Raw genomic sequence first — 26,769 nt, 5'->3', positions numbered from 1 at the left:
ATGGCGCTCAACACCTCCAAACAGCACTTCAACGAACCGGACTCCAATTTCAGATACGTCGCCACGGAAATCGGAACGCTGTCGAACGAATCTTTCGAGAGCTGAAGCGACGAACCTCGTCGTTTTCAAACTGCTTCAGCCACGTTGAACCCGAAACAGCCGAAAATTGGTTACAGAGCTTCGCTCGCTGGCACAATACTCCAAACTAAACACTACCATATAACCCCCGGCTCAGAACCGAGTCCCGTCACGAACGGTAGTCCGTCTGTGATGCGTTTAGCGCGAATAACGGGCGGTTCAGCCGTTCGAGCACCGTTCGGTCGTTCGAGCCAGGTAGCTCCCCATTCGTCTAACGCGTCGAAGACGGGACAGAGATCGCCCCCCTTCTCAGTCAGCGCGTAGTAACTGGCGACCGGCGACTCCAGTTCCCTGCGATTATCGACGAATCCCGCCTCTTCCGGATCGTCGAGGACGCGAGACAGCGTGTAGGAACTCGCCCCCGTCGACCGTTCGAGTTCGTTGAACCGCTTTTCCCCGTCTCGCAGGTCGTTGAGCACGACGAGTTTCCACTTCGAGCCCACCTCTTCGACCGCCCCAATGACGTTACAGATGTCCGGATTCCGCCATAGACGGATAAGGGACTACATTCAATCTACTCTCATGAGTTCAGACGTACTCCCGCGAGAAACGCGTATCGGACGGACCGCACTTCGCGTCAACGACCTCGAAGAGATCTCCGGGTTCTACCGGGACGTCGTCGGGCTCAGTGTGCTCCGTCACTCCGACACCGGCGCCGTTCTCGGTGTCGAGGACACACCGCTCCTCGTCTTGGAGGGGGCTGAAAACGCGCTCGAACGACACGGATCCAGTGCGGGGCTCTTTCACAACGCCTTCAGAGTCCCCTCACGCGAGGCGCTGGGGGACGCGTTGGCCCGGATACGGAACCACTGGCAACTCGGCGGCGCGTCCGACCACGGCGTCAGCGAGGCGCTGTACCTGACTGACCCGGAGGGCAACGGCATCGAGATCTACCGGGACTACCCGCGCGAGGACTGGCCTCGCGGCGACGACGGACGCGTTCGGATGGGGACGTATCCGCTCGACCTCGACCCGGTAGAAGCCGCGGCCGCCGGCGAAGCGGGGCTTCCCACTGGGACGGACGTCGGGCACGTCCACCTCGAGGTGTCCTCGCTGGAGACCTTCAGCGACTTCTACGTGGATACCATCGGGTTCGAGGTACAGACAGAGATGTCGGCCGCGCTCTTCGTCGGTGCCGGCGGATACCACCATCACGTCGGTGCGAACACCTGGAACCATCGTTCGGGACCGGTCGGCGGCAGAGGGCTGTCCTGGTTCGAAGTGGTCCTTCCCGACGCGGCGGCGCTCGGCGAGCTCGAAGACCGAACCGCGGACAGCCCGTACACGGTAACCGAGACGGACGACGGCATCTCAGTCATGGGACCGGACGATATCGAAGTTCGGTTCCGCGCCCGAACGTGACTCCCGTCATCGATAGGGTTCTGCCTGTCTACGGGGAGATGACCGCGCCGTTCACGGCGAGGGGAATGTCACTCGTTATATAATCCCTCGAGCCGGATAACCGCCTGATGTCAGACATTTACTTCGAGGACATCGCCGAGGGAACGACAAGGGACGTCGGAAGCTACACCGTTTCGAAAGAGGAGATGATCGCGTTCTCCGAACGGTACGACCCGCAACCGATACACGTCGACGAAGAGATGGCGTCGGAGAGTACGTTCGGCGATATTATCGCCAGTGGTTGGCACACTGCGTGTCTCTGTATGCGGCTGCTCGTCGACGAGTTTCTCGGAGAGATGGCGAGTATCGGCTCGCCGGGACTAGACGAACTGTCTTGGTCGACGCCCGTGTACGCCGGCGACACTCTGACTGTCGAAAACGAAATTCTCGATACCCGACTATCGGAAAGCCGCGACGACCGGGGCTACGTGCGCAATCAGACCCGCGCGTACAACCAAGACGGCGACACGGTTCTCTCGTGGATCGCGACGACCATCGTCCTCCGTCGCGACAGCAACTGAGGGCTCTGTAGAGGTACCGTCGAGACGTTCGTAACTGCACTTCCGGGGCGACGTGAGAGAGCCGCCTTCTACCACACCCCTTGTTACCGACTATCGTGGAGTTAAATAAGGCCGAATATCTTAGCGATAGGGCGTATTCCGGTGCGGCGACTACCCTCCACGAACGCAATGCCTCAGACAATCTATCGGGAGATCGGCGGGAGAGACGCGGTCGAAGCAGTCGTCGCCGACTTCTACGATCGAGTCCTTTCGGACGAACGACTTACGCCCTACTTCGAGGGGATGGACATGGACGAACTACGTGCTCATCAGATCCAATTCATCAGCGCAGTCGCTGGCGGTCCCGTCGACTACGGGGGCGACGACATGCGCGAGGCGCACGCGCATCTCGATATCGACGAAGAAGACTTCGAAGCCGTCGGGGACTATCTCGAATCGGCGCTTCGAGCGAACGGGGTCGACGACGACAGCGTCGAGGCGATCATGGCCGAGGTGATGGCGCTCAAGGACCCGGTGCTCGGCCGGTGAGTCTCTAAGAGGACCGGCGGAGATGGAATGATCTTCGCCCGCGGCTCTCGAGTGACGCTCCGTCGGTCGAGAGCGGTCTGCAACGAGCGGCAGTCCCGTACAGCCCCACAGTAGCGACGTCGAGTGGTGCCGGAAAGGCGAGAGCGTGGGTCGATGGGCGCCCCGAAGCGGCGGCGCTCGCTACGCCGCGTCGAAGGGGCGATACCGGCCGTGGGGCGGGCGCCGTCAGCCCGACGGCTCGGCCCGCACGGCGAGAACGGAGAGGTCCGAGAAGGCCGGTTCGTCCGCGCCTGCCCCCGCCGCGGCCAGTTCGCCGAGCGTCGTCTCGGTCACGGACTCGTCGGCGTGAGTCAGCCGTTCCAGTACGAGCGCGTCGAGCGTCTCGTCTCCGCCGGCGTCGACGAGCGTCCGCGCGATGTCCCCGGGCATCCGGTCGTACGGACGGGGGAGGACGAGCAGGTGTCGCTCGCCGACGTTCTCGCGGAGTCGGTCGAGGTCGGCCGCCAGGTCACCGCTCTTGTGGAGCGTCACGAACTCGGTGTCCTCCATCGGCGTCCTGGCGCGGCTCGCGGCTACCTGGAGCGAGGAGATCCCGGGGACGACCCGAACCGGGGCGTCGACCGCTCGCTGGACCTTTCCGACGAACTGGTAGCCCGAGTGGTTCGGATCGCCCATCAGCACGGCCGTTCCGCTCGCTCCGTCGGCGACGCTTCCCGCGAACGCTTCGAGCGTCTCGCGCTCGTCGTCGTACCCGCAGGTCAGCAGTTCGGCGTCCGTCTCGCCGGCGACGAACTCGACGACGGTCTCGAACCCGACGACGACGTCGGCTTCGCGTATCGCCCGCCGACCTCGGGGAGTCAGATACTCCGGGTTCCCCGGTCCGATACCGACGGCGGCAACCGCCGATTCCGCCCTCGCAGCGTCGGTTTCGGGTCGTGCGGCCGCCACCGCCGCCGGGTCCGGCCCCTCGCTCAGGTCGTAGTCCTCGGTCATGACCGGTCGGTTCCCTCCTCTCTCGGAGCGGTGCGGTCGTCGGCGCGAGTCAGGGAGAGTTCGCCGTCCCTGGCGTCGCTCGCGACGTGGACGAGTTCGTTCGTCAGCCCCGCAGCCAGCCCGCTGCCGCCGCGGCGCCCGACGGTCGTGATCGCCGGCACGCCGTATTCCCGCGCGACCTCTCGGACGCGCTGTCGGCTCTTCGCGGCCTTGACGAAGCCGACCGGCGTGGCGACGACGACGGCGGGGCGGGTCCCGTCCTCGACGCAGTCGGCGAGCGCGAGCGCGGCCGTGGGCGCGTTGCCGACGACGGCGACGGCGTCGTCGTAGACGCCCCGTCGGTCGAGTTCGAGGACCGACGCGGCCGTCCGGGTCATCCCCGTCCGCTCCGCCAACTCGGACCCGTTGCCGATGGCCTTCCGCACCGGACAGCCGTGGCCGCGACCCGTGACGCCGGCTTTCACCATCGTGATGTCGGTGACGATCGGTCGTTCGTCGAGCACCGCGCGGGCACCGGCCCGTACCGCCGCCGACTCGTCGGCTCCCGAGAAGCGCACGAGGTGCTGGAACTCGGGGTCGCCCGTCGCGTGGACGGCCTTCTGCCGGACGCGGTCGCCCAGCGTCTCGTCCGGGACGAGTTCGCGCACGCGGTCCATGCTCGTCTCGGCGATCTCCATCGCGTCCCCCGTCGTCGCGCCGAGGTCGGCGTACTCCTCGAACGTCTCGGCCGTCTCGCCGTCCTCAGTCGTCATCGCTGGTCACCTCTAGTGGGCCGCCGGCGCGGGCCTCGATGTCGCCGTCGACGGAGAGGTTGACGTCCCTAAGTCGGTCGGTCATCTCCTCGCTGGCGTCCCAGAGGCCGCGGTCGATAGCTTCGAGGAGGGTGTCCGTGATGCTCTCCAAGGCCCACGGGTTCACGTCCCGGAGCCAGTCCTGTCGGTCCTCGTCGAGGGCGTACTTCTCGGCGACGTCGTCCCACAGCGCGTCGCTGACAACGCCGGTCGTCGCGTCCCAGCCGAGCACTACGTCGACGGTCGTCGAGAGATCGCCGGCACCCTTGTAGTCGTGTTCTTCCATCGAGTCGAGCCAACTCGGATTGAGGACGCGGGCTCGCATCGCCTTCCGGACCTTCTCCTCGTTCGTGTAGACCGAAACGTTATCGGGGTCAGCCGAGTCGCCGACGTAGGAGGCCGGTTCCTCGCCGGCTATCTCCGAGACTGCGCTGATGAACCCGCCGTGGAAGGCGTACCAGTCCGAGCTGTCGAACTCGTCCTGTTCGGCCGTGTCCTCGATCTTGACGGTCGCTTCGACGCTTCCCAACCGCCGCTCGAACGCGTCGTGAGCCTCGCTGACGCGACCCCGCGACCCCATCGCGTAGCCGCCCCACTGGACGTACACGTCCGCGAGGTCCGAGCGGTCCTCCCAGTTGCCCTCGTCGACGGCCTTGTTCGTCCCCGCGCCGTAGCCGCCGGGTCTGGTGGTGAACACGCGCCGCGTCGCGGCCGACTCGGCGTCGGACTCGTCCATCCCCTCGGCCACGAGGTCCTCGGTCTCCTCGTCGACGTGTTTCTTCACGTAGTTCATCTCGCGGGGCTCGTCCAGTTCGACGACGGCGTCGACGGCGTCGTGGACGACGCTCGCGGCCGCCGGGAACGCGTCGCGGAACAGGCCGGAGACGCGCGTCGTCACGTCGATTCGCGGCCGACCGAGGTCGTCGAGCGGTATCGGTTCCACGTCCTCGACGCGGCCGGCGTCGGACCAGACCGGTTCGACGCCCATCAGCGCGAGCACCTGTGCGATGGTCTCGCCGCGCGTGCGGACCGTCGGCGTCCCCCAGACGACGACGCCGATCTCCTCGGGGTACTCCCCTTCCTCGGTCTCGTGGCGGTCGAGGACGCCCTCGGCGACCTCGCTACCCACGTCCCACGCCGTCTTCGCGGGCACTTTCCGCGGGTCGAGCGTGTAGAAGTTCCGGGCCGTCGGCAGGAGGTCGACGCCGCCGCGCGTCGGCGCACCGGAGCCGCCGGGCGGGACGTACTCGCCGGCGAGGGCGTCAGCGGTGCGCGGGATCTCGTCGGCCGCGCCGGCCACCCGTGGCGCGGCCTCCTCGCAGATATAGGTCAGCGCCTCGCGCAACCGGTCGTGTGCGCCCGATTTCGCCCTGGCGTCGCCGAGCGGGTCGAGACCGACGACGAGGAGGTTCATGTTCACCTCCGAGTCGCCGTCGGCGAGTTCGCTCTCGGGCACGTCGAAATCGTGGTCGGCGAGCGTCGCCACGAGGTCGAGGCTCGTCTCGTGGACGCGGTCGGCGGCCTCGGCGTAGGTCATCTCGAGCGCCTCGTCGTACTCGCCGGGGGCGTTCCGAAGTCTGTCGTAGTCCACGCCGAGGACGCCCGCGACGCTCTCGCGCAACGAGGGCGCGCCGGGGTTCTCCAGTCGGGTGAGCGCGACGAGGTAGTCGACGAGCCGGTCGTCCTCGGGCGGTTCGCCCATCGTGTGCAACCCCTTCCGAATCTGGGTCGTCTTCACGTCGGTGAGGTACTCGTGGACCCGTTCGACGAGTTCGTCGATGGCTACTTCGTCACCGTCGACCGACCCCTCGGCCAGCGTCGACCCCGCTTCGTCGGGACCACGCACGTCGGCCTTCTCGGAGATGTCGCCCGCGATTCCGAGTTCCGCGGCGAGGTCCAGTTCGTCCACCGTCTCCCTGATTCGCTCGGCGAGGTGCTCGCCGTCGTCGGTCCGGGCGTCCTCCATGCCGGCCTCGCGGTAGCGGTCGGCCAGTTCCTCTAAGTCCGCGAGGTCGTCGTACGTCCCGGCGTTGGCCATCACCGGCGTCAGGTAGTCGACGATGGCGGCGTACGACCGGCGCTTGGCCTGTGTTCCCTCGCCCGGGTTGTTGACGATGTAGGGGTAGACGTTCGGGATATCGTCGATCAGCTGGTCCGGCGCGCTCTCGCCGTCCAGTCCGACGGTCTTGCCGGGGAGCCACTCTAAACTGCCGTGGGTACCCAAGTGGACGACGGCGTCGGCGTCGTACTCGTTGCGGAGCCAGCGGTAGAACGCGACGTAGTCGTGGGGCGGTTGCAGGTCGGAGTCGTGATAGACCTTCGAGGGGTCCATCCCGAAGCCCCGCGGCGGCTGAACGGTGACGAGGACGTTCCCGAACTCGACGCCGGGGATAGCGAAGGAGCGCTCCGGCGGGTCGCCCCACTCCTCGCGGACGTTCGCGCGGAAGCTCTCGTCGAGCGCCGCGAACCACTCGCCGTACTGAGTCGGGGAGACGGTGTCGACGCTCATCTCGCGGACGTCCTCGGGCGCGACCCAGCGGTCGTCGAGCGTCAACTGAGCGGTCAGACGCTCGACGAGGGACTGACCGCTCTCGGGCATCGTATCACCGAGTTCGTACCCTCTCGCGGCCAGTTCGTCGAGCAGGTTGACGGCGCTCTCCGGGGAGTCCAGTCCGAACGCCGTCCCGATGCCGTCGTCGCTCGGCGGGTAGTTGTGGAGCACGACGGCGACCCGTTTCTCCCCATTGGGCGTGTGACGCAGTTCGGCCCAGTTGACGGCCAGTCTGGCGACGTGGTCGACCCGGTCCGCTATCGGGAAGTGCTGCTTCGGCGCGCTCCCGATGTCGGCGGCGTCCTCGGTGCGCTCCTTCCCGGAGATCGGGTGCGTGACCACGTTGCCGTCGAACTCGGGCAGCGCCACCGAAAGCGCGAGTTCGAAGCCCATCACGCCGGTATCGCTGGAGTCGTAGCGCGACCGCGAGCGCATCGTCGTCACGGTCTGGAGGACCGGGACGCCCAGTCTGTCGAGGAAGACGTCCTCGGCGCTCTCGCCCTCCCCGTCCGCGCTGCGGCCCCGCTCGTCCATCGACAGCGAGAACATGAACGACGAGCAGACGGCGTCGACGAGCGGATCCCCGTCGGCGTCGAGGAGCCACTCCTCCGTGACTCGCTCGGCGTTCCACTGCTCCTCTGTGTCGGTCGCCGGTTCGCAGAATATCGGGAGCGCGTTCGCCCCCTGGGCCTCGATGGCCCGGACCTGCGCGTCCACGTAGCGGGTGTTCTCGTGCGTCCAGTGGGACTCGTAGAACCACACGGCGACGGTCGGTTTCGCCGGGTCGAACGTCGCCCGCAGTTCCTCGTAGCTCGCACCCGGATGGTCCGGGTGGTAGACGCCCTCCGTGGGGAGCGCCACCGGGTCGTCGTAGCCCGGGTCCGAATCGCCGTACTGAGCGATCAGGTAGCGCAGGCAGTTGGCGACGTTGCTCGCGCCGCCCCGATCCAGGTAGTCGGACACCGTCTCGCGGTGGTCGTCCGGTACGGACGTATCCTCGTACGCGAAGGCGTCGCCGGTGGCCTTCACCACGAGCGGAACGCCCGCGTCCCGCAACCGCTCGACCGCCCGCTCGTAGCTGGGCATGCTGTCCTCGGCCCCGTGGAGCCAGAGGACGACGGCCGTGACGTCGGTCAGTTCGTCGATAAACGCCTCGGCTTCGGTCTCGTCGTCGAGGTCGCTCTCCGAGCGGACGACGAGGTCGGCGTCGACCTCCGCCGCGGCCCGCTGGACGGCCCCGAGTTCGTTCTCCGTCGCGGTGTAGAGTCCGAGCTGTGACATAACGTTATTAAAACCTCGCTGTGTCTAACACAAGTATGGTTGTATTCGGTGCGGACAAAAAAGCTTCGCAGGCACCGGCCTTCGAGTCGGTCGTGGGGCAGCGCGACCTCAAAGAGGGGCTGCTGGCCGTCGCGGCCGACGACGCCCTCGACGGACTGCTGATTCGCGGCGAGAAGGGCACCGCCAAGTCGACGGCGGTGCGGGCGCTCGCGGAGCTATTGCCCGCACAGCGAGCAGTCGCGGACTGCCCGTACGGCTGTCCCCCCGGAGATTCGGACGCTCAGTGTTCCGACTGCCGCGCGCGCGATGACCCACCTGTCGAGGAGCGGTCCCCGCCGCTGGTGACGCTGCCCCTGGGTGCCACGCGGGACCGCGTCGTCGGCACGCTCTCGGTCGCCGACGCGCTGGCCGGCGACGCCGAGTTCGACCCCGGGTTGCTCGCGCGGGCCAACCGGGGGATCCTCTACGTGGACGAGGTGAACCTCCTCGACGACCACCTCGTCGACGTGCTTCTCGACGCCGCCGCGAGCGGCTACAACCGGGTCGAGCGCGACGGCGTGACCGTCACCCATCCCGCCGAGTTCACGCTCGTCGGGACGATGAACCCCGAGGAGGGCGACCTCCGCCCGCAGTTCAGGGACCGGTTCGCGCTCCAGACCGAGGTGACCGCCTGCGAGCCCATCGAAGAACGCGTGCGCATCATCGACCGAGCGCTCGGCGACCAGACCGACGACGCGGACGACGGAGGCGACGAACGGGCACAGCCACCGGCCGACCGACTGCACACCGCTCGCGAGCTACTCGGCGGCGTCGAACTGGCCCGCGAGTTCCGCGAGTCGATCGCCGAGCTCTGCCGGGACGCCGGCGTGGACGGGCACCGCGCCGACATCGCCACCGCCCGCGCCGCCCGGACGTTCGCCGCGCTCGACGGGCGAACGGCGGTCCTGGAGACGGACGTCGAGCGGGCGGCGACCTTCGCGCTCCCGCACCGGTTGCGGTCCGACCCCTTCGAGAGCGCGCCCGCCGTCGAGGACGTCCTCGACGACCACTTCGAGGACGAGGCATCGGACGACGAGCAGTCGGACGCCGAGTCCGAGGAACGCGACGGCGAGACCGAAGGAGATGACGGGAACTCTGACGGAGATGACGGAGAGTCGGGCGACGACGAGGCCTCGGACGGCGACCGGGACACCCGAGACCCGGGTTCGACGGGTTCCGCGGAGGAAGACGAACAGTCGGCAGCGAACGGTGACGGCCAGCGAGATACGTCAGACGACGGGACCGCGGACGAGGACGACAGTACCGCCGACGCTGGCGAGCCACAGCCAGCCGAGATGGGTGACGGCGAGAGCGAGCGTCCGGGCGAGGACGACGACGCAGACGGCGGAGATGCGACGCCGCTACTCCCCGGCCAGTCCCGCGCCGCGGTCGGTGACAGCGCCCGACCCGAGGTCGAGTCGCCGACGGTCGATACCGACGGGAGTGCCGCGAGCGGGCGAGCGACCGCCGCGGGGACCGACCGGGGAGCGACCGTCCGAACCGAACGCGCCGAGGGGAGCGATACCGTCGACGCCGCCGCCTCGGTCCGCGCGGCGGCACGGCGCGGGAGCGGCCAAGTCAGTTCCCGCGACCTCCGGCGGTCGGTTCGGAAGGGCGACGCCGGGACGCTAGTCGTCTTCGCGATAGACGCCAGCGCGTCGATGCGACCGGCGATGCGGACCGCGAAGGGGTGCGTCCTCGAACTGCTGCGGGACGCCTATCAGGCCCGCGACGAGGTCGCCGTCGTCACCTTCGCCGGCGAGGACGCCGACGTGGTCCTCCCGCCGACCGACAGCGTCTCGCTGGCCGCCCGCCACCTGAAGGACCTTCCCGCCGGCGACCGGACGCCGCTCCCGGCCGGCCTCTCGACCGCCGCCGAGGTGCTGACCCGAGCGGACCCCGAGGCGGCCGTCGCCGTCGTCGTCACGGACGGCAAGTCCAACGCCGCCGAGGGGAGTCCGACGGCGGCGACTCGGGACGCCGCCGACCGACTCGGAGCGGTCGCCGACCGGACGGTCGTCGTCGACGCCGGAGCGGAGACGCGGGCGGGGCTGACAGACGCCGTCGCCTCGGCCACCGACGCCGCCGTCGTCCCGCTCTCGGCGCTGACCGCCGAGCGGATCGACGCGTTCGCCGAGCGCTGACTCGTCGACGTGCCGTCGACGGCTCGAAAAGTAGGGGAAACGTCTGTTCGACCGCGATCGACGCCGTCACTCCTGATTGTTCGCGGTCTCGACGCCGAGTCGGGACGCGTCCTCGCCGAACTCGGCACGGAGCAGGGTCGGGACCTCCTCGGGAGTGACGTCGGAGTACCAGCGGTTGCGGGGGTGGATGGCGACGGCGGTGCCGTCGGCGCTACACAGCCCGAGGCAGCTCGTCTCCGCGACGTGGACGTGCGACCAGAAGACGTCGCGGTCGCGTAGCCATTCGCTCACCGCGTCGTAGACGGCCGGACCGTGAGCGTCGGCACAGGCCGCGTACTCGGACTCCCGACCGTTCGTACAGACCAGCACGTGGTCGGTGAACCCCCGTTCGCGGACCTCGCTCGTGCGGTCGCGCATCAGTCCGCCGTGGCGGCGTTTCGGGCGTCCGTCGTCGAGCGATCCGTCCCCGACGGCTCGCCCGACCGCAGTTGGGCATGCGCCGCCGAGAGGACCAGCCACAGCACGACCTGTCCGAAGACGGACAGCCCGACCAGTCCGTTCCGTAGCTCCGGCGAGAGCGCGCCCCGTACCGCGTTCGCCGGTGCGAGCGCGGCCGGCACCGCGAGCAGGCACAGGGAGAGCGACGCGCCGAGCGTCGCGAGCACCCGACCGTTCGACGCGGCGAGCCGATTGTACGCGTAGCCGGCGAGCAGACAGGCGACCGCGCCGGCGATCATCATCCCTGCGTAGAGCGGGAGGCGAGTGGCGACCGCCAGCGACTGCTGTGCGCCCGGCGACGCCGGCGGCAACGCCAGCCACGGCGCGCCGGAGACGGTGACGAACCCGGCGGCTCCGAGCAGGTAGCTCTTGGTCGCACCGGTACCGGGAATCGCGGGTTCGAGGAGGTAGAAGGCGAGACCGAAGAAGACGCCGCCGAGCGCGACGGCCCACGCCGCGCCGGCGAGGACGCTCACGATCTCGTCGACCGCCGCCGAGGCGGCCGTCTCGTGATGGTCGCCTCCCTCGCTACCGCCTGCCCCGTGACCGTGCGCGTCGGCGTGGTTCTCGGCGTCGACGCCGTGATCCGTCTCGTCCGCGGCGTGGTTCACCGCGTCGGCGTGGGCGACGAGCGGATTGGCCGCGACCGCCAGGAACAGCCCGAAGACCAGTCCGGCGACGACGCCCGCTTTCACCCCTCGCGTCAGGTACTCGACGAGCATCTCAGTGACAGGAGATGCCCGCCGCGTGGCGGAAGCTGTGCATCGAATCGTGCACGAGCGGGTCCTGCACGAACAGGAGCGTGACGCCCAGCGCGGCGACGAACAGCAGGCCGGCGGCCAACTGCGTCGGCGTCAGTTCGGTCCGGACGTTCTCGATACGACCGTGAACGGTGGTGGGTGCGGCAGCCATTGTAACTGCACTTGTGAAAGAACAAGCTTGGTTGTAAAACTTTCGAGGACCGTCGTCGGTGGCCGGACGCGTCACCGCGTCGTCGGCGGCGGAACTTACGACAGCGAGCGGCGATGGAGCCGGTAGGCTCCGCGCTCGCGTCCCTCGTCGTGGTAGACGACCGGTTCCTCGACGGCGACGACCGTCTCGCCCTCGACCGCCGCCGCGGTCACGATCCCGTCCGTATCGAAGGTGCCGACGCGGCCGTCCGCGACGTCGAACACCCGCAACCCGTGCCGATCGGCGTCGCGGTCGCGGAAGTGCTGTGCGCCCGGCACGGCCACCAGCGAGCCGTCGGTCCCGAGGCCGCCGGCGAAGCCGCCGACGGACGACGACCAGCGGCGGCCGCCGTCCGGCGAGACGCCGACGGCGGTGTGTTCGGCGGGATGGCGCGCCTCGGTCTCCCGACCGCCTTCGGGGTAGGTGTTGCCGGTGACGAACACCGCACCGGACTCGGTCGCGCGGACGTGGTTCGGATACGCGTACACCGTCTCCCCGTCGACGGCCCGCGGCGTCGCCAGCGGGAGTCGCCACCGTCGCGCGCCGCCGTCGCCGAGTCGATAGCCGCAGTAGTCGCCGTGGCTGGCCAGAAGCGCGCCGTCACCGAGCAACGCCACGTCACCGACGCGGCGTTGGCCATCCGCTCCGGGGTCCCACGTCCAGGCCGGCGTCCCGTCGTCGGTATCGAGGACGACCAGCCCGCGCTGGTGATCGCCGGGACAGCGGTTGTACGCGACGGCGAGCCGGTCGTCGCGGACCGACAGCGAGATCGGCGAGGCGTCGGCTCGGTAGGTCCACTCGACGGTGCCGTTCGGCGCGAACGCGTAGACGAGGCTCTCGAAGCGGCGCTCCGTCTCGCCGCCCTCGGGTCGTCGCTCGTACCGTCTGGCGGCGGCGTAACACCGTTTCCCGTCGATGACGACGTCGGCGACGAACGGTAGGAGAAAACGGGTGTCGCGCTGCGGCCCGCCGATATCGGTCCGCGCGTCGTAGCGCCAGCGGACCGCCCCGTCGGACTCGTGACAGCGTATCGCGCCGCGGGGGCTCCGCTCGCCGACGACGACGCCGCCGTCGAACGGCGCGGCCGACACCACGCTCGGTTCGCCGACGGTCTCGTGGTGCCACTTCGGGATCGGCTCCCCTTCGTCTCGGACGGCGAACCCGCGCAGGTCACCGTCTGCCGTCCCGACGACCGCGAGGTCCCCGGCGAGCGCGACCGCCGACCGGCGGCCCCGTTGCCGGGAGCGGGCCGGCGGGATATCGCCGAGCGATGCGGTCGGGACCCGGCTACTCATCGACCGGGAACGCCTCGTGGAGCACGTCGTGGGCCTCGCCGAGACCCGAGAGGACGTCCTCGCCCTGCGCCGTGATTCGACTCACCGCTCGCTCGGCGTCCCGAACGGCGACGAGTCGCCCGCGCATGTAGTCGTACTCGTCGGTGTCCGCGTCCGCCCGCGCGATCTCCTCCTCCAGGTCCACGAGCGCGGCGTCGAGGTGGCGCTCGACGGCCGCGAGCGTCTCCGCGTTCGCCAGCGCTTCTATCGGGCCGGTCATGTGACCGTCCAGCTCTCGTTCCGCGTGCCGGCGCGCGTGTTCGTCTTCGGTACCGAGGACGTTCATGAGGCCCAGTCGGAGGGCCTCGATTTCGTAACAGCTCATGTATCGTGTGGTGGATAGAGTCGCTTACAGCGTTTGGTCGACCAGTTCGCTCGCGATTCGGTCGCGGTCGAGATGGGACGCGACGACGGTCTCGGCGTCCTCCTCGTCGAGGTCGCCGTACCAGACGCCGTCGGGGTAGACGGCGGCCATCGGTCCCTCGCCGCAGCGGCCCAGACAGGACGACCGCGTGATTCGGGCGTCGCACCGGTCGCTGCCGCGGGCGGCCTGCCGCAGCCGTTCGAGGACCGCGGGCGCGCCGTCGGCGGCGCAGGTCTGGTTCGTACAGACCGCGACGTGCTTCTCGGGGGCGTCGTGGACGTGCGGGTCGTCGGCGACGTCCTCGCGGTCCGCGTGTTCGGCCTGATGGGTCAGCGCCCGGAGCATCGCCCGCGCCCCGCCCTTATCGTCCTCGTAGCCGTCGAGTTCGACCTTGTACTTACAGGTGTCACAGGACATCTCGACGCTGCCCGTCCGGGCCTCCTGCCAGCGGTCGCCGAGCACGTCCAGCAGTCGCGGGTCGGTACCGAGCGGTTCGCCCGGCGCGGCGTCGACGTAGGGGTACTCCGCGTCGAACTCTCGCGCGCCCTCTTTGATTCGCCCGGTCAGCACGCCGTCGCCGAGCATGTACGGCAGGACGACGACGGCGTCGGGACGCGTCTTGGCGACGTCGTGGAGCGTTTCGGAGAGCAGCGGCTCGGTGACGCCGATAAACGACGCCTCGCAGCGGTCGAACGCCCGGCCCTCGTAGAGGAGGCGGGCGAGTTTGTGGACGTCGGCGTTGGCGTCCGGGTCCGACGACCCTCGCGCACAGACGACGACGGAGACCTCGTCCGCCTCGCGGTCGACGCCCAGTTCCGCTTCGACGGCGGTCGCGCGGTCGTCGAGCAGATCCAGGAGCGCCGGATGGAGCCCCAGATGCGCGCCGTTATTGATAGTCAGGTCGGGGTGAGACTCGCGGGCCTGCGTGACCGCCAGCGGGACGTCGTTCTTGACGTGGCTCGCGGCGAACAGCGAGAGGTGGACGACCGTCACCTGCGAGACGGTCGCCGCGAGTCCGGCGATAGCGTCGTCGATAGCGGGCTCCGCGAGTTCGAGGAACGCCGCGTCGACCGGGATTCTCAGCCTGCCTTCGAGTTCCGCGGCCAACTCGCGGACCTGTTCGTTGGACTTCTCGCGGCGCGACCCGTGGCCGGCCAGCAGGATCGCCTCGTCGTCGAGCGCGGGAGCGGCGGTGGCTTCGCTCATCGGACCCGCTCGATGCTCTGTTCGAGCTTTCGCCGCCGACTGGGCGCGAACAGCCCAGTAGCTTCGCTGCCCTCGTACAGCCAGTCGCCCACGGCCGGGACCGCCGCGTCGTCGACGCCGAACCAGTGACCCGACGACGCCGCGGACGGCTCGCCGTACGGCGCGGTCACGGGAACCCCGTCGAGCAGCGACTGCACCGTCGAGAGGAGGGTCCTGTCCTCGTGGACGAACGAGAGGCCGACGGCGTCGTCGTCCGCTTTGAAGCACACCGTTCCGCAGGCCTCGACGAGCCCCCGGAGCAACTCCCGGTCGTACTCGGTCAGCGGATCGAGCCGGTACCCGCCCGATTCCCCGTCGAACGGGAGGCCGAGCGCCCCGCTTGCGCGTTCGGCGAGGGGACCGAGGACCTGGACGGTGTACTCGTCCTCGCGACGCGTTACCGACGTGTCGTGTGCGTAGTTCCGTTCGACCGTCCGGCGGTCGGTCCGCTCGGCTCCCGCGATGGCCACGAGTCTGTCGGCCGCCGCCTCGTCGGTCGTCCGCACCGTGACACAGCCGTCCTCGCAGTCGCCGTCGCCGGCGACGCGCCCCCAGAAGTACGCCGTCTCCGGGTGGGCCGCCAGCATGTCGCTCGGCGCACCGATCTCGGCGCTCACGGCTCGCCCTCCCCGACGCCGGCGGTGGCTGTGTGTTCGTCCGTCGCGTCCTCGACGCTGATGGCGTCGAGCGGGCAGGCCGCGGCCGCACTCTCGGCGTCTGCTCGCCGGTCGTCCTCGAACGTCGCCGCGAGGGTTAGCTCGTCGTCCACTTCGAGGGCCGCCAGCCCCTCGCCGTCTTCTCGCGGGCGCTGCCCGCTCGAATGGTCCGCGGAGCTTCGCTCCGCGCTATCCTCCACGAACCGGTCGTCGCGGACGAGACAGGCGAAGACGCCGTCACAGGCCTCGCGGTCGATAGTGACTCGATACATCGTCAGTAGTCGTACTTCGTCTCGTATCCGCGCGGGGTCACCATGCGGTCGTCCCAGACGTACGTGTCCTCGTTGCCGACCAGCAGCGTCGTCGTCATGTCCACGAGGTCGGTCTCGCCGAGGTCCGGTAAGTCGCCGAGCTCCACTATCTCGATGCGCTCGTCCTCGCGACCGGCGGCGTGGACGACGCCGACGGGCGTCTCGGGGTCGCGGTGTTCCAGCAGGATCTCGCAGCACTTCGCGTAGTTGTCGCGTCGCTTGCGGCTCCAGGGGTTGTAGACGCTGATTGTGAACCCCTCCTTGGCGGCGGCGTGGAGCCGTGACTCGATGGTCGGCATGTCCGTGAGGTGGTCCGACAGCGAGATGGAGACGGTATCGTTGACCAGCGGCGCGCCGACGCGGGCCGCACACGACTGGGCCGCCGGGACGCCCGGGACCACGTCGAAGTCGAGCATCGACGCGGTCGCGCCCTTCGACTCGACGATTTCGAGAGCGAGCCCGGCCAGCGCGTAGACGTTCGGGTCGCCGCTGCCGATGATGGCGACGCTGTTGCCCGCGAGCGCCCGGTCGATGGCCTCCTCGGTGCGCGAGACTTCGCCGCACATCGGCGTGTCGTATATGTCCTCCGCTCCCTCGACGATCTCGTCGGGAAGCAGTTCGACGTAGGTGGTGTAGCCGACGATGTGCTCGGCGTCGGCGAGCGCCGAGCGGGCCTTCGCGGTCATCCCCTCGGGCTGACCGGGACCGAGACCGACCGCGACGAGTCGGCCGGGGTCCGCGTCGAAGTCCTCGACGGTGGCACCGACTTCCTCCTCGTCGGACCCATCCGAGGTCGCGCCGCACTTCGACTCGGCGTTCGCGCTCGTCTCCGCCGTCGCACCGCCGCACTTCGACTCGCTGTCGGCGGTCGCGCCGCCGCATCTCGATTCGCTCTCTGTGCTCGCGTCGGTAGTGTCGTCCGTGCTCATAGTTCAGAAATCCTCCACGTCACGCCCGCCGCGCGGGGTGACGAGAAACTCGCGGTAGTCGTTCTCCCAGACGTCGGTCTCGTGGGTGCCGACGACGATGGACGAGCCCATGCCGCCGACCTCCTCGCTGTGCTCGGGAAGTTCGCCGAGCGTCGTGATCGTCTCCGTCTCGTCGTCTAAGTTCCGGCCGGCCGCGCCGCGGCCGGCGTCGTTGACGATGGCGGCGGGCGCGTCGTCGGCTCGCTCCTCGCGCAACACCGCGACCGCCCGCTCGTAGTCGCGCCAGCAGTTGTACAGCACGACGACGAAGCCGCTGACGGCCGCCGCCCGGAGCTTCTCCTCGATCTCGTCCCAGCCGCGCCACTTGTCGGACAGCGAGATCGTACAGAAGTCGTTCGACAGCGGCGCGCCGAGGTTCGCCGCGCTCGAGAGCGCGGCGGTCACGCCGGGGACGATCTCGATGGGGACGTCGGCGGCGCCCTCGGCGTCGGCCATCGTGAACAGCAGGTCGGACTTCCCGTAGACGTTCGGATCGCCGCCGGAGACGTGCGCCACGTCTTCCCCGGCGCGAACCCGTTCGAACGCCTCGCGGGCGAGTTCGACCTGCTTGCCCATCGAGGAGCGGACGAGCGTCTGTCGCGTCCCGTCGGGTCGCTCCAGAACGGCCCCCTCCTCGTCGGCGATCTCGCCGTCGTCGGCGACGCCCTCGACGGCGGCCGATTCCGGCGGGAGCGTCCCGTCTTTCCGCAGGAACTCCTGGTACAGGTTCGACGCGATGACGGTGTCGGCGCGTCGGATGACCTCGCCCGCCCGCTGGGTCATGTCGTGGGGGAGTCCGGGGCCGATGCCGACGACGTACAGCGTCCCGTAGTCGGCTCGCTCGCTCGCCGCGTCCGCGGTCGAGGCCGTTTCGCCGTCGTCGCTCGTTCGACTCATCGGCCGATCGCCACCGTCACGGCCTCGTCGTAGCGCGCCTTCTCGGCCAGCAGCTCGTGCTCCCGGCCGCCGGCGATGGCCGACGACTCCGCGATGCCCGGCCAGCCGATGAGCTCCTTCGAGCGGGAGGGCGAGGGACCTTCGAACTCCGCCAGCGTCCCCTTCTCGAAGGCGACGACGCCGAGTCCCCACTCCTCGGCGGCGGCGAGCATGCCCTCTTCGTCGGCCTTCCGGGTGCCCGTAGCGACGAACTCGACGTCCTCGCGGTCGCAGTCGGCCGCGTCGAGCGCTCTATCCCACGCCTCGTGGAACTGCTCGACGTCCGCGCCCGCGACGCTCCCGCAACCGAGGACGACGCCGTCGTCGCCGTTGCGCTCGAGGACGCTCACGTCGTCGTCGACGAGCACCGCCTTCGGCCCGTCGAGGCGCTCGACGGGGCCGAGTTCGTCGTCCAGCACGGCGAGGTTCGTGGCGACCGTCGAGTCGCCGTTGACGACGTGGGCGTCGAGCGCCTTCGCCTGCTTCTCGACGCCCTGCTTGCCCGCCGCCTCGCTGGCGGTGGTCATCGCCGGGACCGCGCCCATGCTCGCCAGGTCGTCGGCGACCTGGTTCGCGCCGTGGTGGCCGCCGGTGATGGGAATCGCCCACGTCAGTTCCTCGTCGACGACGCAGATGGCGGGGTCGTCCCACTTGTCGTCGAGCAGATGGGCGGTCTTGCGCATGGCGATGCCGCTCGCCATCAACCCGACGAAGCAGTCGTACTCCCCCCAGTGCTCCTCGAAGACGTCGCCGTGGTACGCCAGGATCTCGACCGACTCGTAGCGGTCGCCGATACCGTCGACGATCTCCTCGGCGGTGTCCATCTTCCGCTCGAAGGCGACGATGGCGATGTCTTCGGCCACCTCGCCGTCCGAGTCGGGCGCTTTGCAACTGTTCGAACCGGAGTCTGTGTCGTTGTCCGTGCTCATCAGTCGTCAGCCTCCTGTGAGTCGCCGCCGTCTCCGCCGCCACCGCCGCTGGCCCACTCGCCGTAGAGGAACGAGCGCTCGTACTCCTCGCCGCCGACCGCGTCGCCGACGACGACCATCGCAGAGGCGCGATAGCCGGCCGCTTCCAGTTTCTCCCCGATGGTCTCGATCGTCCCCTCGATGACGTCCTCGTCGGGCCACGAGGCGTGATACACCGCGGCCACGGGCGTCTCCGGGTCGTGGCCGTCGTCCAGCAGTCGGTCCATCGTCTCGCTCACGGCGTGGGTCCCCAGATAGATGCAGGTCGTCACGTCGCCCATCCCGACGAACTCCGAGATGTGGTCCTCGTCTTCGTCCAGCGTCTCCCCCTGGGGACGGGTGAACGCGACGTGGTTGGCGACCTCGTTCAGCGTCAGTTGCGTTCTGAGGGTGGCGCTGGCGGCGAACGCCGAGGTGACGCCGGGAACGATGTACGTCGGGACGCCCTCGTGTTCCAGCGCGTCCATCTGTTCTAAGGCCGCGCCGTAGATGGCCGGGTCGCCGCTGTGTAGTCGGACGACCGTCTCGCCGCGCTCGTGGGCGTCGCGCATCAGCGGAATCAGCTCTTCGAGGTCCTTGCCGATGGAGGAGACCGTCTCGGCGTCCGCGCAGTACTCCGCCAGCAGTTCGCTGTTGACCAGCGACCCGGCGTGGACGACCAGGTCGGCGTCAGAGAGTAGTTCCCGGCCGGCGACGGTCAGCAGACGCGGGTCGCCCGGGCCGGCGCCGACAAAGGGGATACCCTCCTGTTCGTCGCCGGCGCCGTGTTCGTACACCCGTTCGTCCCGGTCGCTCGCCGCGGCGTCGATAGCCGCCTGCGGGTCCGTCTCGGCGTCGCCGTTCATCGCCGCACCTCGTCGCCGCAGAGTTCGCTCTCAGATCGTTCCCGCCGAGCGATATTCGATTCGCCGCCGTTGAGTTGCCGTTCCAGCGAGGGCCGTCTCGCGCCGTCCGTCTCGCCCCCGTCGGAGACGACGCCGTTCTCGTCGGCCGATTCGAGGAAAGCGTCGGTGGCCTGTTCGACGCGGGCTTCGGGCCGCTCCGCGTAGGCCAGCGTGTAGTAGTCTCGCTCGTCGATCTCGGTCGGGTCGTCGGTGACGAGCGTCTCGCCCTGTTCCATGAACAGGCGGCGGCCGTAGACGACGTCGTAGCCGGCCTCGACCAGTCCCTCGTTGGTCGCCGGGGCGTCGGTCACCTTGAACAGCACCATCCGGTCGGGGCCGGTCGGCGAGACGCCGCCGTCGGCCTCCCGCAGAGCGATGCTCGACCCGGCGGTGATCTCGACGCCCAGCGCGGTCGCGAAGGCCGTCACGGCGCTGACGCCGGGGACGACCTCGAGTTCGACGTCGGGATGGAACGCCGCCATCGTCCGCCGGAGGTGGCCGAACGTGGAGTAGACGTTCGGATCGCCGAGCGTGACGAACGCCGCGGTCCCGTCGCGGGCGGTCGGCGCTATCTCCGCCGCCGCCGTCTTCCACGCCGACCGAAGCTTCTCGGCGTCGCGCGTCATCGGGAAGTCGAGGTCGCCGATGCGGGCCTCGGGGGCGTGCTCGGTGGCGACCGACCGCGAGAGGCGGCCGGGAGAGTAGACCACGTCCGCGTCGTCGAGGACTCGCCGTCCGCGAACCGTCACCAGATCCGACCGGCCCGGGCCGAGGCCGACGCCGTAGAGCGTCATCGACTTCCCCCGTCCGCCGCGCGCGTCGTGGACCCGACCAGCATGTACACCGGGTTCTGCGAGTCGAAGCTCGTCGCTCCGGCGAGTTCGTAGCCGTGGCTCACCTGGAACTGGACGATCTCGTCGAGCAGCTCCCGCTCGCGGAACGCGTCCGCCGCCGCGCCGGCGACTTCGAGGCGGGAGACGTTCATCACGAGCCGGTCCACACCAGTCTCGACCGCGTGGTCCAGAACGTCCTCGTAATTCCGGCTGCCGCCGAGAAACAGGGCGTCGGCGTCGTCGGGCAACCCGTCCGGCGCTGCCGCCTCGCGGAGGGTCACGTCCGCATCGGTGTCGTTCGCTTCGAGGTTCCGTTCGGTGACCCGCAGTCTCTCGGCCTTGCGTTCGAGTGCGGTGACTCGGCCGGCTCGGCGCGCCGCCTCGACGGTGACGGCACCCGTACAGGAGCCGACTTCGGCGAAGTGGTCGGTCGGTCCGAGAGCGAGTTTATCGAGGAGGACCGCCCTGACTTCCGACTTCGTCGGGCCGGCCTTCGCGTCGTGAGGGAGCGAAACGTCTGCCATCGACCCGAACAACTCGCTTGGGGCGTAAAACAATTTTGTTTGCACTATGACAACTAAGCCTTCTCTAGATCGGGGGAATAGGCACTGTAGCCAACCTGAAGCGCGCTAAGAAAAAGTTACTTGAGTTCGGGTGTGAATACGAGGGTATGACCGAGGGAACGGACGAGTCCGAGGAGTTCGGGGTACTCCGGAGTAAGCGTAACGCCACCCGATACCAGATCCTGGTAGAGATAGCCGAACGACAGCCCGCCGTGAGTCAGCGGGAGATCGCGGACGCCATCGGCGTCACCTCACAGGCGGTGAGCGATTATCTCCAAGACCTCAGCGCGCAGGGGTACGTCACCAAACACGGTCGGGGTCGATACGAGGTCACCAAAGAGGGCGTCGACTGGCTGATCTCACAGACCGACGAGCTCCGGCGTTTCGTCGAACACGTCTCCGAGGACGTGATCGGGCAGGTGGAGGTAGAGACCGTCGTCGCCGCGACGGACATCGCCGAAGGGGATACGGTCTCCCTGACGATGCGGGATGGGGTACTCCGAGCGGTTCCTGGGGGATCGGGAAGTGCAACCGCAGTTGCGGTGACTGACGCGTCCGCCGAGACGGATCTCGGAGTCACGGACGTCACGGGGGTCGTCGAGTACGAGCGCGGCGCGGTGACAGTCGTCTCGATCCCGATGGTCCAAAACGGGGGGAGTTCGGTCGTCGATTCTCGGCGAATCGAGGAGTTAGCCGGAGAGCACGCGGTGATCGCCACAGCGGGCGTCGAGGGCATCGTCGCCGCACAGGCGGCAGGGGTCGAGGTGGATATTCGCTTCGGAAGCGCCGCGGCGGTGCGAGAGGCCGCCACCAGGGGAGTAGACGTCCTCTTGCTGGCTGCGGCCGACCAGGTGGCCGCTCACGCGGATAGCCTGAACCAGCACAACATCAACTACGAAGTCATCGACGCCGCCGAGACGTAGCGCCGGGCTCGCCGAACCGAGTCGAACGGTAGCGTGCTACCGCGCGGTATCCGGCCGTTCCGAACGCGAGTCGTCGCTGCCGTCTGCCGACTGCGAGCTGACTGACCAGTCAGTAAGCCTTTTGACTGACCGGTCAGTAAGTTCGGGCAAGAGATGGAGACGGATACGCGAACCGAGATCATGCAGGCGACCCGTCGCGCCCTCTGTACGCACGGTTACGCCGTGCTGACGGTTCAGCGGATAGCGGACGAATCCCCCTCTCGACGGCCGCGATTCACTACCACTTCGACACCAAACAGGGGCTGTTGCGGGCGTTTCTGGACGAGACGTTGGACGGGTCCGAGGGGAAACTGGCCGCTCGCGCGAGAGACCCGCGCGAGCGGCTCGAGACGTTCCTGCACGTCGTCTTCTCTCCCCCGCGAGACGACGACGGCGAGTTCGCCGTCGCGCTCATGGAACTCAAGGCCCAGGCCCCCTTCCGCGAGGCGTACCGCGACCGACTCGTCGAGATGGACGAACTGATGCGCGGCGTCGTCGCCGACGCCGTCCGCGACGGTATCGAGAGCGATCACTTCCGAGAGGGCGACCCGGAGACGGTCGCATGGTTCGTCGTCACCGCCATCAACGCCACGCACGCGCGGCAGGTCGCGCTGGGCGAAGGCCCCGAGGAGACCCGCCGGCTCATCGAATCCGATCTGCGGGAGCGACTCGGGTGGTCGCCGGAGGTGGTAGCGTGAGCCTCTTCAAGGGGCAGGAGGAGTTAGACCTGACCGAGGGCGGCGTCGTCAAGCCGCTCCTGTTCCTGTCGCTTCCCATCGTCGTCACGAACCTGATGCAGACGGCGTACAACCTCGCGGACACCTTCTGGCTCGGCCAGTACTCGACCGAGGCGCTCGCGGCCGTCTCCTTCGCCTTCCCGATGGTGTTCCTGCTAATCTCGCTGGGGATGGGCCTGTCGGTGGCCGGAAGCGTCCTCGTCGCCCAACACACCGGCGCGGACGAGACCGAGGAGGCCGAGTACGCCGCCTCGCAGACGTTCACGTTCGCCTTTCTCGCCTCGGCGCTCCTGGGCGGACTCGGCTACCTCGTCGTCAGGCCGTTCCTCGCGTTCCTCGGCGCATCGTCGGACGTGCTTCCGGGGGCGACGGCCTACATGGAGGTCGTCGCGCTGGGGCTTCCCTTCATGTTCGGCTTCTTCGTGTTCATCTCGCTGATGCGCGGCGCGGGCGATACGCTGACCCCGATGTTCGTCATGTTCGGGACCGTCGTCGTCAACGTCGTCCTCGACCCGTTCCTCATCAACGGGTGGACGCTCCTCGAGAACGCCCCGCTGGTCGGCACCGTCGCCTTCCCCGAGCTGGGCATCCAGGGGGCGGCCATCGCCACCGTCTTCTCGCGCAGTCTGGCGATGGTCGTCGGCGTCGCCATCATGCTCTCGGGGAGCCGCGGGATACAGATCCACCTCCGGGACATGGTGCCCGACACGCAGTACCTGCGGAAGATCCTCCAGATCGGGATCCCGGCGAGCGTCGAGGGGACCGGCCGCGCGCTCTCGATCAACGCCCTGTTGCTCGTCGTGGGCCTGTTCTCCACCTCCGTCGTCGCCGCGTTCGGCATCGGCACCCGCGTCTTCTCGGTCGTCTTCCTGCCCGCCATCGCCGTCGCTCGCGGGGTGGAGACGATGACCGGCCAGAACATCGGGGCCGGGAAGTACGACCGAGCGGCGACGGCGAACTACGTCGCCGCGAAGTTCCTGTTCGCCGTCCTCGGTGCCGCCGGCGTCCTCGTCTTCTTCGTCCCCGAACCCATCGTCGCCGCGTTCACCGACGACGCCGCCGTCCTGGCCCACGGGACGACCTTCCTCCGCTACGTCGCGCTCTCCTTCGGCTTCATCGGCATCATGCGCGCGTTCTCCGGCGGGTTCCGCGGCGCGGGCAAGACGCTGTACGCGGCGGCGATCTCCGTGCTCACGCTCGCCGTCGTCCGCCTCCCCATCGCGTGGGTCGCCTCCCGCGGCGCGGTACCGACGGACCTCTGGTTTCTCGCCCGACCCGACCCGCGCGGCATCTGGATCGCGTTCTTCGTCTCGAACGTCGTCGGCGCGCTCGTCGCGTGGGCGTGGTTCAGCCGCGAGACGTGGCGTGAAGGCGGCGTTCGCGGAACACCCGGATCGGACGGCTTCGACGCGGAGGACGGCGAGACCCCGGCTTCCGGCGACTGACGGCGAGAGACGCGGAAGCGACCTCTATGTGTTTTCGTTCTCTTATATACAATTATGATAACATATTTCGGCCTTTCGTGTCTGTTTCTATCGCTTTAGATAGAAGATCAGATGATCATAACTCGATACGTGCTTTTGATGTTTACTGTCGGCCAATCGAGCGACAAGACGCGGAGAGAAGATCCGCAGGACGACGACGGGCCTCAGTAGTTGAGGTAGACCGTCTTCGAGAGGGTGTAGAAGTCCAGTCCGGCGTCGCCCTGTTCGCGGTAGGTCTCGCTGGAGGAGTCCTTCATGCCGCCGAAGGGGACGTGGAGTTCGAGACCGGTCGTCTTCTCGTTGATCTTCACGACGCCGGACTCGGAGTCCTCGACGAAGTTGTGCGCCTCCGAGAGGTCCTGCGTGACGATGCTGGCCGAGAGGCCGTAGCGGACGCCGTTCGAGACCGACAGCGCCTCGTCGTAGCTACTGACCGGGATGACCGACAGCACCGGCCCGAAGATCTCTTCCTGTGCGATGCGCATGTCCGGTTCGACGTCGGAGAACACCGCCGGCGAGACGAAGAAGCCGTCGCCGGCGTCGACCTCCTCGCCGCCGGTCTCGAGGGTCGCTCCCTCGTCGACGCCGATGTCGACGTATTCGAGCGTGCCGTCCAGTTCGCTCTCGCTGACGTGTGGCCCCATGTCGGCGCCGTCCAGTCCGGGGCCGATCTCGACGTCCTCGGCCGCCTCGACGACGCCCTCGACGAACTCGTCGTAGAGGTCCTCGTGGACGATGGCCCGCGAGGTGGCGGTACAGGCCTGGCCGGTGACGCCGAACGCGCCCGAGGCCGCGATGTCGACGGCCTCGTCGACGTCCGCGCTGTCCATGACGACGACGGGGTTCTTCCCGCCCATCTCCAGCTGGACCCGCTTGCCCGTCTCGTTGGCCTGATCGCCGACGGTCTCGCCGACGGCCGAGCTCCCGGTGAAGGAGACGGCGTCGATCTCCTCGTGCGTGGAGAACGTCGCTCCGACGGAGCTGCCGGGGCCTGTCACGAAGTTGAGCGCGCCGTCGGGGAGGCCGGCCTCGTCCAGACACTCGACGAGTTTCCGGGCGACGTTGGGCGCGAGCGATGCGGGCTTGAAGGCGACGGTCGTCCCCGTCGCCAGCGCGGGAGCGATCTTCCACGCCGGGATGGCGATGGGGTAGTTCCACGGCGTGATGAGGCCGGCGACGCCGATGGGTTCGTTCTTCGTGTACAGCGTCGTATCCTGGCTGCTGGAGGACTTGACTTCGCCGCCGATGTCGCTGGCCTTCGCGCCGTAGTACGAGAAGATGTCGATGGCGCGCTGGACCTCGCCGGCCGCTTCGGGGCGGGCCTTCCCCTCCTCGCGGACGAGCGTCTCGGTCAGTTCGTCCTTGCGAGCTTCGAGGTTCTTCGAGGCCTCTCGCAGGACGGCTCCGCGCTCCGGGCCGGGCGTGTTCGCCCACTCGTCGGTGGCCGCGGCCGCGGCCTCGACGGCCGCTTCGGCGTCCGCCTCGCTCGACTGCTGGAACTCGCCGACGACGTCGCTCCGGTCGGCCGGATTCCGGTTCTCGAAGGTCTCCCCGGTCTCCGATTCTACCCACTCGCCGTCTACGTAGTTGTGGTATGTCTCGCTCATCGTTTGACCCGATGTGGGCCCCCTACGAGAAAGTTTTGGTGACGGTCGAACCACCGGAACCGACAAGAGCCTACGGCGTGCAGTACCACGGTATGCGATACTACTGTAGCGACGAGGACGGAAAGCGGCGGCTCATCGCTCGCGAGGGTAACGACGCGTACGATCTGACCGCCGCCCGTCCGAGCGTGACGGCCTTCGACGACCTGGCCCACGTCGCGGACGTGGCGAGCGAGACGGTGGACGAGGTGGCCCGTCGCCTCGTCGAGGAAGCGGCGTCGGTTCCGGTCCCCGACGAGACCGACGCGTCGGTTCCGCTCGACGTGGACGAAGTGTGGGCCGCCGGCGTCACCTACGAGATCAGCGAGCAGGCCCGCGAGGCCGAGAGCGGGATGCCGGAGATGTACCTGGACGTCTACGAGGCCGACCGCCCGGAGATCTTCTTCAAGGCGACGCCCTCTCGGGTCGTCGGTCCCGGCGAGGCCGTCGGCGTCCGCGGCGACTCGAAGTGGGACGTCCCCGAACCGGAGCTCGGCATCGTCCTCCACGACGGCGACATCGTGGGCTACACCGTCGGTAACGACGTGAGCAGCCGGTCTATCGAGGGAGAGAACCCGCTCTATCTCCCGCAGGCGAAGGTGTACGATAAGGCGTGTTCGCTCGGCCCCTGCGTCGCCACGCCCGATGCGGTCGGCGACCCCCACGACTTAGAGATGACGATGACCATCGACCGGGACGGCGAGCGGCTGTACGAGGAGGGGACCTCGACCGGCGAGATGGTCCGGACCTGCGAGGAACTCGTCTCCTACCTCACGAGACACAACGCGGTCCCCGAGACGACGGTGTTGCTGACCGGCACGTCGCTCGTTCCCGAGGAAGGGTTCACGCTCGAAGCGGGCGACCAGGTCGATATCGACATCGAACGCGTCGGTCGCCTCTCGAACTCGGTGACTACCGTCTGAGCCAGAACACTTTCGTGACGGTTTCGCCCGTGTCATCGAGATGGACGTTCAATATTACGAAACTCGCTGCTCGAAGAAACGGGCCGTTGCGGGCGGTCGCTAACGGCCGTTTCGCTGTCCCA

Annotated in this window: 27 protein-coding genes and 1 pseudogene; 9 read left to right on the top strand and 19 right to left on the bottom strand. The window is 68.4% G+C overall.

Features of this window, described 5'->3' with window-relative positions:
- Window positions 1-209 (top strand): annotated as a pseudogene (locus EGH23_RS20835) (IS6 family transposase); the annotation flags it as partial.
- Window positions 210-212: 3 nt separating this feature from the next.
- Here EGH23_RS20835 and EGH23_RS20830 read toward each other — a convergent pair.
- Window positions 213-635, bottom strand: a complete 423-nt coding sequence (locus EGH23_RS20830) for a winged helix-turn-helix transcriptional regulator (protein ID WP_220581918.1) — start codon at window positions 633-635, stop codon at window positions 213-215.
- Between the two features lie 25 nt (window positions 636-660).
- On the opposite strand from EGH23_RS20830, the gene EGH23_RS20825 reads away from it, so the two are divergent.
- The 3 genes from EGH23_RS20825 (at window position 661) to EGH23_RS20815 (ending at window position 2,588) form a co-directional block, all read left to right on the top strand.
- Window positions 661-1,500, top strand: a complete 840-nt coding sequence (locus EGH23_RS20825; RefSeq protein ID WP_220581917.1) for a VOC family protein — start codon at window positions 661-663, stop codon at window positions 1,498-1,500.
- A gap of 107 nt (window positions 1,501-1,607) precedes the next feature.
- Window positions 1,608-2,060: a MaoC family dehydratase gene (locus tag EGH23_RS20820; RefSeq protein ID WP_220581916.1), complete on the top strand. Its 453-nt coding sequence runs from the start codon at window positions 1,608-1,610 to the stop codon at window positions 2,058-2,060.
- Between the two features lie 168 nt (window positions 2,061-2,228).
- A complete protein-coding gene (locus EGH23_RS20815) occupies window positions 2,229-2,588 on the top strand; it encodes a group I truncated hemoglobin (RefSeq protein WP_220581915.1) in 360 nt (119 codons plus the stop codon).
- Between the two features lie 225 nt (window positions 2,589-2,813).
- On the opposite strand, the gene EGH23_RS20810 is transcribed toward EGH23_RS20815, so the two are convergent.
- From EGH23_RS20810 to cobN, 3 genes are read right to left on the bottom strand one after another with little or no spacing between them, the layout of a single operon-like run.
- Window positions 2,814-3,581 carry a cobalt-precorrin-7 (C(5))-methyltransferase gene (locus EGH23_RS20810; protein WP_220581914.1) on the bottom strand — a complete coding sequence of 256 codons (768 nt, stop codon included), beginning with the start codon at window positions 3,579-3,581 and terminating at the stop codon, window positions 2,814-2,816.
- Complete coding sequence (locus tag EGH23_RS20805; protein ID WP_220581913.1) at window positions 3,578-4,333, bottom strand: precorrin-8X methylmutase; 756 nt, start codon at window positions 4,331-4,333, stop codon at window positions 3,578-3,580. The genes EGH23_RS20810 and EGH23_RS20805 overlap by 4 nt, the downstream gene beginning before the upstream one ends.
- Window positions 4,323-8,204: a cobaltochelatase subunit CobN gene (gene cobN, locus EGH23_RS20800; RefSeq protein WP_220581912.1), complete on the bottom strand. Its 3,882-nt coding sequence runs from the start codon at window positions 8,202-8,204 to the stop codon at window positions 4,323-4,325. Before cobN ends, EGH23_RS20805 begins: the two co-directional genes overlap by 11 nt.
- Window positions 8,205-8,239: 35 nt before the next feature.
- On the opposite strand from cobN, the gene EGH23_RS20795 reads away from it, so the two are divergent.
- The gene (locus EGH23_RS20795; RefSeq protein WP_220581911.1) at window positions 8,240-10,387 is read left to right on the top strand and encodes a VWA domain-containing protein; all 2,148 of its coding nucleotides are present in this window, start codon (window positions 8,240-8,242) and stop codon (window positions 10,385-10,387) included.
- A gap of 66 nt (window positions 10,388-10,453) precedes the next feature.
- Here EGH23_RS20795 and EGH23_RS20790 read toward each other — a convergent pair whose 3' ends face one another.
- The 14 genes from EGH23_RS20790 to cbiT all read right to left on the bottom strand — a co-directional run bounded on the left by EGH23_RS20790 (window position 10,454) and on the right by cbiT (window position 20,859).
- Window positions 10,454-10,804, bottom strand: a complete 351-nt coding sequence (locus tag EGH23_RS20790; RefSeq protein WP_220581910.1) for a (2Fe-2S) ferredoxin domain-containing protein — start codon at window positions 10,802-10,804, stop codon at window positions 10,454-10,456.
- A complete protein-coding gene (locus EGH23_RS20785; protein WP_220581909.1) occupies window positions 10,804-11,607 on the bottom strand; it encodes a CbtA family protein in 804 nt (267 codons plus the stop codon). The genes EGH23_RS20790 and EGH23_RS20785 overlap by 1 nt, the downstream gene beginning before the upstream one ends.
- Window position 11,608: 1 nt before the next feature.
- Window positions 11,609-11,797 (bottom strand): CbtB domain-containing protein, encoded by a 189-nt coding sequence (locus EGH23_RS20780; RefSeq protein ID WP_220581908.1) that lies wholly within the window; start codon window positions 11,795-11,797, stop codon window positions 11,609-11,611.
- Window positions 11,798-11,892: 95 nt separating this feature from the next.
- A complete protein-coding gene (locus EGH23_RS20775) occupies window positions 11,893-13,131 on the bottom strand; it encodes an outer membrane protein assembly factor BamB family protein (protein ID WP_220581907.1) in 1,239 nt (412 codons plus the stop codon).
- The gene (locus tag EGH23_RS20770) at window positions 13,124-13,495 is read right to left on the bottom strand and encodes a DUF3209 family protein (RefSeq protein WP_220581906.1); all 372 of its coding nucleotides are present in this window, start codon (window positions 13,493-13,495) and stop codon (window positions 13,124-13,126) included. Before EGH23_RS20770 ends, EGH23_RS20775 begins: the two co-directional genes overlap by 8 nt.
- A 24-nt stretch (window positions 13,496-13,519) precedes the next feature.
- Window positions 13,520-14,740 (bottom strand): CbiX/SirB N-terminal domain-containing protein, encoded by a 1,221-nt coding sequence (locus tag EGH23_RS20765; RefSeq protein WP_220581905.1) that lies wholly within the window; start codon window positions 14,738-14,740, stop codon window positions 13,520-13,522.
- Window positions 14,737-15,396, bottom strand: a complete 660-nt coding sequence (locus tag EGH23_RS20760; RefSeq protein ID WP_220581904.1) for a cobalamin biosynthesis protein — start codon at window positions 15,394-15,396, stop codon at window positions 14,737-14,739. Before EGH23_RS20760 ends, EGH23_RS20765 begins: the two co-directional genes overlap by 4 nt.
- Window positions 15,393-15,707 carry a ferredoxin gene (locus EGH23_RS20755; protein WP_220581903.1) on the bottom strand — a complete coding sequence of 105 codons (315 nt, stop codon included), beginning with the start codon at window positions 15,705-15,707 and terminating at the stop codon, window positions 15,393-15,395. Before EGH23_RS20755 ends, EGH23_RS20760 begins: the two co-directional genes overlap by 4 nt.
- 2 nt (window positions 15,708-15,709) lie before the next feature.
- Window positions 15,710-16,675, bottom strand: a complete 966-nt coding sequence (gene cobJ / locus EGH23_RS20750) for a precorrin-3B C(17)-methyltransferase (protein WP_220581902.1) — start codon at window positions 16,673-16,675, stop codon at window positions 15,710-15,712.
- A gap of 3 nt (window positions 16,676-16,678) precedes the next feature.
- Window positions 16,679-17,611 (bottom strand): precorrin-3B C(17)-methyltransferase, encoded by a 933-nt coding sequence (locus EGH23_RS20745; RefSeq protein ID WP_220581901.1) that lies wholly within the window; start codon window positions 17,609-17,611, stop codon window positions 16,679-16,681.
- Window positions 17,608-18,579 (bottom strand): cobalt-precorrin 5A hydrolase, encoded by a 972-nt coding sequence (cbiG, locus tag EGH23_RS20740; RefSeq protein ID WP_220581900.1) that lies wholly within the window; start codon window positions 18,577-18,579, stop codon window positions 17,608-17,610. Before cbiG ends, EGH23_RS20745 begins: the two co-directional genes overlap by 4 nt.
- Entirely contained in the window at window positions 18,579-19,463 is an 885-nt protein-coding gene (locus tag EGH23_RS20735; RefSeq protein WP_220581899.1) for a cobalt-precorrin-4/precorrin-4 C(11)-methyltransferase, read from the bottom strand. The genes cbiG and EGH23_RS20735 overlap by 1 nt, the downstream gene beginning before the upstream one ends.
- Window positions 19,460-20,296, bottom strand: coding sequence for a cobalt-factor II C(20)-methyltransferase (locus EGH23_RS20730; protein WP_220581898.1), 837 nt, complete (start codon window positions 20,294-20,296; stop codon window positions 19,460-19,462). Before EGH23_RS20730 ends, EGH23_RS20735 begins: the two co-directional genes overlap by 4 nt.
- On the bottom strand, window positions 20,293-20,859 hold the full coding sequence (gene cbiT, locus EGH23_RS20725; RefSeq protein ID WP_220581897.1) for a precorrin-6Y C5,15-methyltransferase (decarboxylating) subunit CbiT: 567 nt from the start codon (window positions 20,857-20,859) through the stop codon (window positions 20,293-20,295). The genes EGH23_RS20730 and cbiT overlap by 4 nt, the downstream gene beginning before the upstream one ends.
- Before the next feature lie 146 nt (window positions 20,860-21,005).
- On the opposite strand from cbiT, the gene EGH23_RS20720 reads away from it, so the two are divergent.
- From EGH23_RS20720 to EGH23_RS20715, 3 genes are all read left to right on the top strand, one after another.
- Window positions 21,006-21,821 carry a DUF7839 domain-containing protein gene (locus EGH23_RS20720; protein WP_220581896.1) on the top strand — a complete coding sequence of 272 codons (816 nt, stop codon included), beginning with the start codon at window positions 21,006-21,008 and terminating at the stop codon, window positions 21,819-21,821.
- Between the two features lie 329 nt (window positions 21,822-22,150).
- Window positions 22,151-22,558 (top strand): TetR family transcriptional regulator C-terminal domain-containing protein, encoded by a 408-nt coding sequence (locus EGH23_RS26550; protein WP_236044984.1) that lies wholly within the window; start codon window positions 22,151-22,153, stop codon window positions 22,556-22,558.
- Window positions 22,555-24,042 carry an MATE family efflux transporter gene (locus EGH23_RS20715; RefSeq protein ID WP_328766678.1) on the top strand — a complete coding sequence of 496 codons (1,488 nt, stop codon included), beginning with the start codon at window positions 22,555-22,557 and terminating at the stop codon, window positions 24,040-24,042. Before EGH23_RS26550 ends, EGH23_RS20715 begins: the two co-directional genes overlap by 4 nt.
- A 203-nt stretch (window positions 24,043-24,245) precedes the next feature.
- On the opposite strand, the gene xacF is transcribed toward EGH23_RS20715, so the two are convergent.
- Window positions 24,246-25,688: a 2,5-dioxovalerate dehydrogenase gene (xacF, locus tag EGH23_RS20710; protein ID WP_220581894.1), complete on the bottom strand. Its 1,443-nt coding sequence runs from the start codon at window positions 25,686-25,688 to the stop codon at window positions 24,246-24,248.
- 92 nt (window positions 25,689-25,780) lie between these two features.
- Between xacF and EGH23_RS20705 the strand changes: the two genes are divergently transcribed.
- Window positions 25,781-26,647: a fumarylacetoacetate hydrolase family protein gene (locus EGH23_RS20705; protein WP_220581893.1), complete on the top strand. Its 867-nt coding sequence runs from the start codon at window positions 25,781-25,783 to the stop codon at window positions 26,645-26,647.
- Window positions 26,648-26,769 lie beyond the last annotated feature (122 nt).

The organism is Haloarcula nitratireducens (genome assembly GCF_019599505.1).
Note: the sequence above shows the minus strand (reverse complement) of the source record. Positions and strands in the feature narration are given on the sequence as shown.